The 8129-nt window shown below is 64.9% G+C and carries 10 protein-coding genes and 2 tRNA genes; 7 read left to right on the top strand and 5 right to left on the bottom strand.

All coding sequences use genetic code 11. The features are described from left to right. Positions 1 to 1488, bottom strand: a 1488-nt coding sequence (secD, locus tag ACFDSW_RS13420; protein WP_375250786.1) for a protein translocase subunit SecD, incomplete at its 3' end; no start/stop codon positions are given. Position 1489: 1 nt separating this feature from the next. Next, complete coding sequence (gene yajC, locus ACFDSW_RS13415) at positions 1490 to 1828, bottom strand: preprotein translocase subunit YajC (RefSeq protein WP_375250785.1); 339 nt, start codon at positions 1826 to 1828, stop codon at positions 1490 to 1492. A 175-nt stretch (positions 1829 to 2003) separates the two neighbouring features. Between yajC and ACFDSW_RS13410 the strand changes: the two genes are divergently transcribed. Both ACFDSW_RS13410 and ACFDSW_RS13405 read left to right on the top strand, forming a co-directional pair. Next, positions 2004 to 2080: transfer RNA gene (locus tag ACFDSW_RS13410), tRNA-Pro, on the top strand. Between the two features lie 123 nt (positions 2081 to 2203). Continuing rightward, positions 2204 to 2280: transfer RNA gene (locus ACFDSW_RS13405), tRNA-Arg, on the top strand. Positions 2281 to 2403: 123 nt separating this feature from the next. Here the strand turns inward: ACFDSW_RS13405 and ACFDSW_RS13400 are convergent. The 3 genes from ACFDSW_RS13400 to ACFDSW_RS13390 all read right to left on the bottom strand — a co-directional run bounded on the left by ACFDSW_RS13400 (position 2404) and on the right by ACFDSW_RS13390 (position 5933). Continuing rightward, the gene (locus ACFDSW_RS13400; RefSeq protein WP_375250784.1) at positions 2404 to 2664 is read right to left on the bottom strand and encodes an SWIB/MDM2 domain-containing protein; all 261 of its coding nucleotides are present in this window, start codon (positions 2662 to 2664) and stop codon (positions 2404 to 2406) included. 47 nt (positions 2665 to 2711) lie between these two features. Next, positions 2712 to 2918 carry a DUF2945 domain-containing protein gene (locus ACFDSW_RS13395; RefSeq protein ID WP_375250783.1) on the bottom strand — a complete coding sequence of 69 codons (207 nt, stop codon included), beginning with the start codon at positions 2916 to 2918 and terminating at the stop codon, positions 2712 to 2714. Positions 2919 to 2996: 78 nt separating this feature from the next. After that, on the bottom strand, positions 2997 to 5933 hold the full coding sequence (locus tag ACFDSW_RS13390; RefSeq protein ID WP_375250782.1) for a TonB-dependent receptor: 2937 nt from the start codon (positions 5931 to 5933) through the stop codon (positions 2997 to 2999). Between ACFDSW_RS13390 and ACFDSW_RS13385 the strand changes: the two genes are divergently transcribed. The 5 genes from ACFDSW_RS13385 to ACFDSW_RS13365 all read left to right on the top strand — a co-directional run. Further along, on the top strand, positions 5932 to 6165 hold the full coding sequence (locus ACFDSW_RS13385; RefSeq protein ID WP_375250781.1) for a hypothetical protein: 234 nt from the start codon (positions 5932 to 5934) through the stop codon (positions 6163 to 6165). The genes ACFDSW_RS13390 and ACFDSW_RS13385 overlap by 2 nt on opposite strands. Further along, positions 6162 to 6800 carry a GTP cyclohydrolase I FolE gene (gene folE, locus ACFDSW_RS13380; protein WP_375250780.1) on the top strand — a complete coding sequence of 213 codons (639 nt, stop codon included), beginning with the start codon at positions 6162 to 6164 and terminating at the stop codon, positions 6798 to 6800. Before ACFDSW_RS13385 ends, folE begins: the two co-directional genes overlap by 4 nt. Then, the gene (locus ACFDSW_RS13375) at positions 6797 to 7567 is read left to right on the top strand and encodes an SDR family oxidoreductase (protein WP_375250779.1); all 771 of its coding nucleotides are present in this window, start codon (positions 6797 to 6799) and stop codon (positions 7565 to 7567) included. Before folE ends, ACFDSW_RS13375 begins: the two co-directional genes overlap by 4 nt. Continuing rightward, the gene (locus ACFDSW_RS13370; RefSeq protein ID WP_375250778.1) at positions 7560 to 7919 is read left to right on the top strand and encodes a dihydroneopterin aldolase; all 360 of its coding nucleotides are present in this window, start codon (positions 7560 to 7562) and stop codon (positions 7917 to 7919) included. Before ACFDSW_RS13375 ends, ACFDSW_RS13370 begins: the two co-directional genes overlap by 8 nt. A gap of 38 nt (positions 7920 to 7957) precedes the next feature. Beyond that, the coding region (locus ACFDSW_RS13365; RefSeq protein ID WP_375250787.1) for a glycosyl hydrolase 108 family protein at positions 7958 to 8129 on the top strand (172 nt) is incomplete at its 3' end.

The raw sequence follows: 8129 nt of genomic DNA, 5'->3' as shown, positions 1-8129 counted from the left end.
GAATCCCTTCACCGGGCCAGACCCCAGCACGAACATGATGACCCCTGAGATCGCATGAGTGACGTTCGCCTCGAAGATCGTCCGGCTCGCTTCCTTATAGCCGAGTTCGACCGCCTGGACGACGCCGCGTCCGCGATGCCGCTCCTCACGAATCCGCTCGTTGATCAGCACGTTGGCATCGACCGCGGTGCCGATCGTCAGCACGAAGCCGGCGATGCCTGGCAGCGTCAGCGTGCCGTTGATGAGCGCCAGGACGCCGAGGATGACGAAGACGTTGATGATCACCGCGAGGTTCGCATAGACCCCGAAGCGGCCATAGGTGATCAGCATGAAGGCCACCACCAGCGCCACCGCCACCGCCGAGGCGAGGATGCCGGCGCGGATCGAATCGGCGCCCAGATCAGGGCCGACGGTCGATTCCTCCACCACCTTCAGCGCGATCGGAAGCTTGCCTGAGCGCAAGGCGATGGCGAGGGCGTTGGCGCTTTCGACGGTAAAGCCGCCGTTGATCGCGGCGCGCCCGCCCATGATCGGCTCGTTGATGTTCGGCGCGGAGATGACGCTGTTGTCGAGGATGATCGCGAACGGCCGGTTGACGTTCTCCTGCGTCACTCGCGCGAACCGGCGGCCGCCCTGGCTGTCGAAGGTGATCGATACCTGCGGCGCGTTGGTTTGCGGCTCGAATTCCTGCCGCGCGTCGGACAGCATGTCGCCCGTGATGATCGCGCTGCGCTTCACCGCGATGAACGGGATGCCCGAGGGGTTGTTCGGGTAAGGCAGCACCTGGCTGCCCGCCGGCGCCTGACCCTTGGCGAGCGCCTGCGGATCGGCGGTCGTGTCGACCAGCTTGAATTCCAGCTTCGCGGTCTTGCCCAGCAAATCCTTCAGCGCCTGCGGATCCTGCAATCCCGGCACCTGCACGACGATGCGATTGGTGCCCTGCCGAACGATCGTCGGCTCACGCGTGCCAAGTTCGTCGATGCGGCGGCGGACGACTTCGGTCGCATCCTGCATCGCGGTGTCGACCGCCTGTGCCAGGCCGGCGGCGGTGGGGGTGAGCACGAAGCGGCTCGAGTCGACGACCTGGATGTCCCATTGCCGCTGCCCCGTCATGCCAGCGCCGCTGCCGGTGATCGACAGCAGCCGCTCACGCGCCGCATCCACCTTCGTCGGATCGCGCAACAGGAACGACAGCTGGCCGTTGCGGCTGGAAATCTCGCCGATCTCGATCCGCGGATTCTGGCGCCGCATCTCGGTCTGCACCTGCTCGCGCATCGCCTCGACGCGGGTGGCGGCGACATCGTTCGTGTCGGCCTCGAGCAGCAGATAGCTGCCGCCTGCCAGATCAAGCCCCAGGTTGATCCGCGGCATCGTGACCGGCGAGCCCTTGGTCACCTGTTCCGGCAGGAAGCTGGGGATCGACAGCGATACCAGCGCCGCCAGCACGATCCAGATCAGCGCGACCTTCCAACGGGGAAAATCGAGCATCTCAGTCGTTCGCCGGCTTGCCGCCGAGCGGAGTCACCTCCGCCAGCGTGGCCTTGACGATGCGCACGCGGGTGTTCGGCGCGATTTCGACCTCGACGGTCGTTTCCTCGACCCGAGTGACCTTTCCGATAAGCCCGCCCGCGGTGACCACCGTATCGCCCTTCTTCACGCCGGCAACCGCTTGTTGCAGCGTCTTCATGCGGCGCTGCTGCGGGCGGATCATCAGGAAGTAGAAGACGATGAAGACGAGGAACAGCGGCGCCAGGCTGATGAAGCTGGCGAAACCGCCCGAAGAGGCGGCGCCGTTCGCAGTCTGGGCATAAGCGGGAGAGATCAGCATCGGATTCCGTGCATGGCCGTGGAGCGGCCGGATGACGGCCGCTGGAAGGCGCTGCCGCTATCATCGCGCGCGTCGTTGCGCAACATCGCGCCCCGCGCTCACCGCACCGACACGGCGGATGGTCATTCAATATCTTGCATCCGCGCCGCCGCCCGCGTAGAGGCCGCCCTTCGGTCGGGGCGTAGCGCAGCCTGGTAGCGCATCACACTGGGGGTGTGGGGGTCGCAGGTTCGAATCCTGTCGCCCCGACCAGCATTTCACATCTCATGGCACTGGCGGTGCCGGCTGCAGCGCACGGCCTGTCGTGGAGCGTGGCACGGCAATGCGTCGCGATTGATTTGCGCACCGCCGGGCTCTACCGCATTCATCGCGCGTGCCCCCGTAGCTCAGCAGGATAGAGCGACGGTTTCCTAAACCGCAGGTCGGAGGTTCGAATCCTCTCGGGGGCACCAGTCGCGGGCCATCGGGCGCGCGAGGGCGGGCGCCGTGGCGCGCCGGGCGTGCTGGGCCACTCCGGCGCGCGTAACGGGCCGATCCGGGCGGCGTGGTCTCGCGCCCGGTACGGCCGAAGACCGTCAGGCCTTGACGTGCTGCGAGATGTACTTGTTCATCTCGAACATCGTGACCTTGTCCTTGCCGAACACCTTCTTCAGCTGGTCGTCGGCGAGAATCTCGCGCTTGTTTTCCGGGTTCTGCAGGTTGTTCGACTTGATATAGTCCCACACCTTGCTGATGACCTGGCTGCGCGGCAGCTTCTCGTTGCCGACGATCTCACCCAGCTCAGCCGAGGGCTGAACGGGGGCATGGATGCCGCCGGTCTTGGTCGTGGTAGCCATTACATTCCTTCCTGTTGCGCCGGCCGAAGGGCCGGTCCCTCACGGAATCACGCTTTCTTGAGCGCGGAGGGCTTGTGCGCCGCCTTGCCGCCGTTGTCACTCTTTACGATGAACTGGGGGTCGTCCTTCGACGCCTTCACCTTGTGGCCCTTGATCGCGGTCTCCTTGGTCACCTTCTTCTCGACCGTGCCGTGCACGGTGCCACCGGGTGCCTTCCAGCTGACCTCGTCGCCCTTCTTCAGATCGTCTGCCATGTCACCGCTCCTCTCGAATGATCAGGGAGGATCAATCGGCAGAAGCGGTGATTGGTTGCCGGCCCGTCTGTCGCGAGATCAGAATTTGAAGCCGGCGGCAACGCCGTAGCGCCGGGGCTCGATCGTGAAGATGTTCGTGAACAGACCGGAAGACTGGTCAGTCACGTACATGCCGGTGGTCGAGTCGTTGCCGGTCAGATTCTGGACGAAGCCGCGGATGTAGAAGCGATCGTCGGGCGCGTTGATCTGGAGCTGCGCGTTGACGACTTCATAGCCCGGCATCCGGTCAATCGGATTCCTGTTGAAGATCGTGCCATAGGCATTGCCGGTGTAGTTGATGTCGGCACGTGGCACGACCGTCCACCCGCTGCCGCCCACGTCGACCGTATATTGCGCGCCGACTGACCATTTGTAGGTGGGGGCGTTGGGCAACTGGTTGCCGCGCACGTTCACCTCGACACCGGAGCCGAGCACCTGGATGCCGCCGAACGCCGCGCCGACCGCCGCCGCTTGCGCGGTCAGTGCGGAGCAGATGCTGAACGCGCCGTTCGCGGTCGTACCGGGCACCGCCACCGGCGCGGCCAGCCCGACCGCGCTGTTCACCGCGGTGACGAAGGCGTTGGCGCCGGCGCGATTGCCCGCGGTGGTGGGGACGACCGCGCAGTTGGAGGCGTTGGTCACGTCCTTGATGATCACCGCGTCGGACCGGCCGCCCGACGGATCGCGCGGATTGGCGAGGAAGCGATCTGCCGACACCTTGGTCTTCAGGTAGCTGAAGTTGGCGTTGACGACGAAGCGCGGGATCGGGCTGAGCACCGCTTCGGCCTCGACGCCATAGATGTCGGCATTGATATTGTCGTTTACCGAGGTGCGCGCGACGATCCGCGAAAGCTGCAGATCCTTGTACTTGTAGTAGAAGCCGGTGAGGTTGAGGCGCAGCGCGCCACCGCCGAACGTGTTCTTCGATCCGATTTCGAACGCATCGACGCTCTCCGGCGCGAAGGTGGTCGGCACCGAGAACACCGGTGACAGCGGCGGGTTGATACCGCCCGACTTATACCCGCGCGAATAGGAGGCGTAGAGCAGGTTGTCGTTGGTGATCTTGTAATCGATCACCGCGCGGCCGGTGAGGCGCGAGAATTTCACGTTGCCGACCGCGAACGCCTGGTTGCCCGGCACAGCCGCATCGAAATCCACCGCGCCGCTGTCCAGCTGTGGAAAGGCGGTGGTGGCGCCATAAGGGACGGGAACGTTGGCCAGGGTGGTGCGCGCACGCACGAACTTGTCGTCGTGGTTATAGCGCAGGCCGACCGTCAGTTTCAGCTTGTCGTTCGCCTCGAAATAGGCTTCGCCGAACGCACCCCATGATTTCAGGCGAAATTCGGGAGAGCTGTTGCGGTAGAAGGGCGACGCCAGATAAGCGGTGCCGCCTGACGCCCCCGACCCCAGCAGGCCGGTGGCATAATCCAGCCCGAAGGCGTTCACGTAATAATCGTTTTCCTGCTTGCTGTCGAAATAGATACCGCCCAGCAGGAAGTTGAACGGGCCCTCGAACGAGCTGTCGATATGCGCCTCAGCCGAATATTGGCGCGCGTGATTGTACGAACGATCGAAATCCAGGCTGGTCGGTGCGCAGACCGCGTTGCCGCCATAGACGCCGGTGTTGCTGGTTTCGGGCAGCGACTGGCACAGGGTGCCCGGTCCGTTGGAGATCAGATACTGGCGCACGTTGTTGAGCACCGCGCCCGGCAGCCCCGGACGACCGATCGCGTTGAGAAGGTTGAGGCCGGCATTGCCGGCGTAGGAATTTTCGACCGCCAGATTGTAATCGGATGTCGAGTCGACCGTATTTTCCATATAGCCGCCTGTGATGTTCAGGCTGACCGGGCCGAAGTCATGAAACAGCTTCAGGGTATATTGCTGTTCCTCGGCGAAATAGGTTGGCTCGTAATCGATTCGCACGCGGCGCACGTCGGCCGGGTTGGTCACCCCGGCGAAGCTGTCCTGCGCCTGATAGACGCTGCCCAGCGCGAACGGCGCCAGCGCGCTCGCGCCGGAGATGGTCAGGAATTCGCGGCTGCTCAGGATCGACGCCAGCGTCGAATTGCCGTTGGTGGTGCCAAACCCCGCGCCATCGGGCGAGCAGCCGAGAATGCCCGTCGAATCGCGGTTGCACAGCTGCTTCTGGATGCGGCTGCGGTTGTCCTTCTCCCGGAAGTAATAGCCGATCAGGTCGACGCGCGTATCGGGGCTGGGCTCCCACGACAGGGTGCCGCGGATCGAATACAGGTCGCGCCCGTCGATGCGATTGCCGGTATATTCGTTGAACGTATAGCCGTCGCGGTTCAGGTACGTGCCCGCGACGCGCAGCCCCAGCGTTTCGCCGAGGGGCAGGTTGAACATCGCCTTCACGCGCTTCGAATCGAAATTGCCGTATTCGAACTCGCCCGCGGCGCGGATGCCGGACAGATCGGGCTTGGCGGTAATGAAGTTGACGACGCCCGAAGTGGCGTTGCGTCCGAACAGCGTGCCCTGCGGTCCGCGCAGCACCTCGACCCGCTCCAGATCGAAAAATTCGCTTTCGAACAGTCGCGTCGCCAGCAGCGGCATGTCGTTGACGTGGATCGCGGTCGCCTGATCGCAGGTGACGCCGACGCACAGGTCACCGATGCCGCGGATCGTGAAGCTGGACGAGGTGAAATTGGTCTTGGTGAAGGTGATGTTGGGCAGCGACTGCTGCAACGCCACCGGGTTCACGATCTGTTGTTTCTCGAGGTTGTCGGCGGTGAACGCGGTCACCGCGATCGGCACGTCCTGCAGCCGCTGCGACTGGCGTTGCGCCGTGATCACGATATCGGGGGCATAGCCAGACGAGGCAGAGCTGGATACTTCTTGTCCGGGCCCATTCGTCGGCGTGGCATTTTGCGCGCTGGTGGTGGCGCCGGTTTGTGCGGCAACGGGCGCGGCCGCCAGCAGACTGATCGCGGACGCGCACAGCAGGTCGATCTTCCTCATGAACATCCCCTCCGGATACCGCACCCGATCTGATGTCGGTGTGTCGGTTTTTGATGATGCGGCATGGAAGGTAGCGATCGAAAATTTCGTTCGTCAAACCTTTTCACGCAGCTTTCGTGCGGATTTTGCGGTGCTGCTGTCGACAGTGACACAAATACATCAATCGAAAATCGAAGATCGATCATGCTGCGTTGCAGTAAGGTTGAAAGATGAGGCAGGAATGACGGCATGACGAACAAGAGCGCAACGGTCTCGCCGGGGAATGGCGATCTGGTCGACGGAAGTGGCGGCGATAACAAGCTGCCGGTGCCGGATGACGTCGCGGAGGCGGTCCGCACCTTGATCCGCTGGGCGGGGGATGATCCGACGCGCGAAGGGTTGCTCGACACCCCCAAGCGGGTCGCGCGCGCGTGGAAGGAATATTGCGCCGGCTATTCCGATGATCCCGGCGTGCATCTATCGCGCGTCTTCGAGGAAGTGGGCGGCTATGACGAGATCGTGCTGCTGAAGGACATTCCGTTCCAGTCGCATTGCGAACATCACATGGCGCCGATCATCGGGCGGGCGCATATCGCCTATCTGCCCAAGGATCACGTGGTCGGCATCTCCAAGCTGGCGCGTGTGCTGCACGGCTTCGCCCGGCGTCTGCAGGTGCAGGAGCGGCTGACCGCGGAGGTCGCCGATTGCATCTGGACCGGGCTGCGGCCGTTGGGCGTCGCGGTGGTGATCGAGGCCAGCCACGCCTGTATGACAGCGCGCGGCGTGCGCACGCCCGGCGTCAATATGCGGACCAGCCGGATGATGGGCGTGTTTCGCGACGACGATCGCAGCCGCAAGGAGGTGCTGGCCTTGATGGGGCTGGCATGACTGGCCCGATCCGGACCGGCGCCCCCCCGCGTGCGCGGGTGCTGGTGACGGGCGGGGCGAAGCGACTGGGCGCGGCGATCGTGCGGGCGGTCGCCGTGGCGGGCTATCGGCCGGTCATTCACTGCCTCCGCTCGCGTGACGCCGCCGAGGCACTGGCGCGGGAGGTGGATGGCGAGGTGGTGCAGGGCGATCTGGCCGATCCGTCCGCGATCGCGGCGTTGTTTGCCGCGGCATGCCGCGACGACGCCGGCTTGTTCGCGGTCGTCAACAGCGCTTCGCAATTCGAATTCGATCGTCCGGAAGCTCCCGATCCCGCGCTGGCCGCGCGATTGCATGCGGTCAATGCGATCGCCCCCGCGTTGCTGACCGCCGCGCTGGCCGCGCGGGGCGGGGAGGGCGCGGTGGTGAACCTCCTGGATCAGAAGCTCGCCAACCCCAATCCCGACTTCTTCTCCTACACGCTCAGCAAGGCGGCGCTCGAAAGCGCGACGGTGCTGGCCGCGCAGGCCTTCGCACCGCGGCTGCGCATCAATGCGGTCGCCCCCGGTCTGACGCTGCCGAGCGGGGAGCAGAGCGACGCCGCCTTCGACCGGGTCGCGCGCGCCAATCTGCTCCGGCGGCCGGTCGGTGCGGCGGCGGTGGCGGAGGCGGTGGTCTATCTGCTGGGCGCGCGCAGCGTGACCGGGCAGACGCTGTTCGTCGACGGCGGCCAGCGTTTTCTGAAGCGCGAGGGCGACGTGATGTTTGCGGAGGATCAGCATGGTTAAGGCGGTATTCACCACGATCCTGCGCGATCTGGCGGTGCCGATGCGGCTGGGGATCCATCCGCACGAACAGGCGCCGCAGCGGGTGCTCGTCTCGGTATGGCTGACCGTCGCTTATGCCGCCGCACCCGATGCGGACGCGATCGCGCAAGTGCTCGACTATGACGCGATCCACGACGGTATCCGCGCGCTGGGCGATGGCCCCGGCTTCGCCTTGCAGGAAACGCTGGTCGAGGCGGTCGCCGCCTTGTGCCTCGCCGATCCGCGCGTGCGCCGCGTCCGCGTGCGATCGATGAAGCCCGACGTTTACCCGGACGCTGTGGTCGGGTGCGAAATCGTCCGGGAGCGATCGTAGCGCCGCCACGGGCTGTCCTACACGCTTTCGTTCCTGATATGTTCCGGACCTTAGCTGCAAGAGGGACGGATATGATCGACGAATTGATCGAGGCGGTGATCGATCGCGAGGGGGATTACGCCGATCGGGCGGACGATCGAGGCGGCGCGACGCGGTTCGGCATTACCGAGGCGGTCGCGCGCGCCAACGGCTATGCCGGCGCCATGCGGC

The organism is Sphingomonas sp. (assembly GCF_042091075.1).
Taxonomy (GTDB): domain Bacteria; phylum Pseudomonadota; class Alphaproteobacteria; order Sphingomonadales; family Sphingomonadaceae; genus Sphingomonas.
This window is presented reverse-complemented; position numbering and strand designations above follow the sequence as displayed.

Excerpts from the sequence above, each read along its gene's own strand:
- yajC (WP_375250785.1), bottom strand. The coding sequence starts at position 1,828 with ATGCTGATCTCTCCCGCTTATGCCCAGACTGCGAACGGCGCCGCCTCT.
- ACFDSW_RS13400 (WP_375250784.1), bottom strand. The coding sequence starts at position 2,664 with ATGGCTACCACGACCAAGACCGGCGGCATCCATGCCCCCGTTCAGCCC.
- ACFDSW_RS13395 (WP_375250783.1), bottom strand. The coding sequence starts at position 2,918 with ATGGCAGACGATCTGAAGAAGGGCGACGAGGTCAGCTGGAAGGCACCC.
- ACFDSW_RS13385 (WP_375250781.1), top strand. The coding sequence starts at position 5,932 with ATGAACATCCCCTCCGGATACCGCACCCGATCTGATGTCGGTGTGTCG.
- ACFDSW_RS13390 (WP_375250782.1), bottom strand. The coding sequence starts at position 5,933 with ATGAGGAAGATCGACCTGCTGTGCGCGTCCGCGATCAGTCTGCTGGCG.
- folE (WP_375250780.1), top strand. The coding sequence starts at position 6,162 with ATGACGAACAAGAGCGCAACGGTCTCGCCGGGGAATGGCGATCTGGTC.
- ACFDSW_RS13375 (WP_375250779.1), top strand. The coding sequence starts at position 6,797 with ATGACTGGCCCGATCCGGACCGGCGCCCCCCCGCGTGCGCGGGTGCTG.
- ACFDSW_RS13370 (WP_375250778.1), top strand. The coding sequence starts at position 7,560 with ATGGTTAAGGCGGTATTCACCACGATCCTGCGCGATCTGGCGGTGCCG.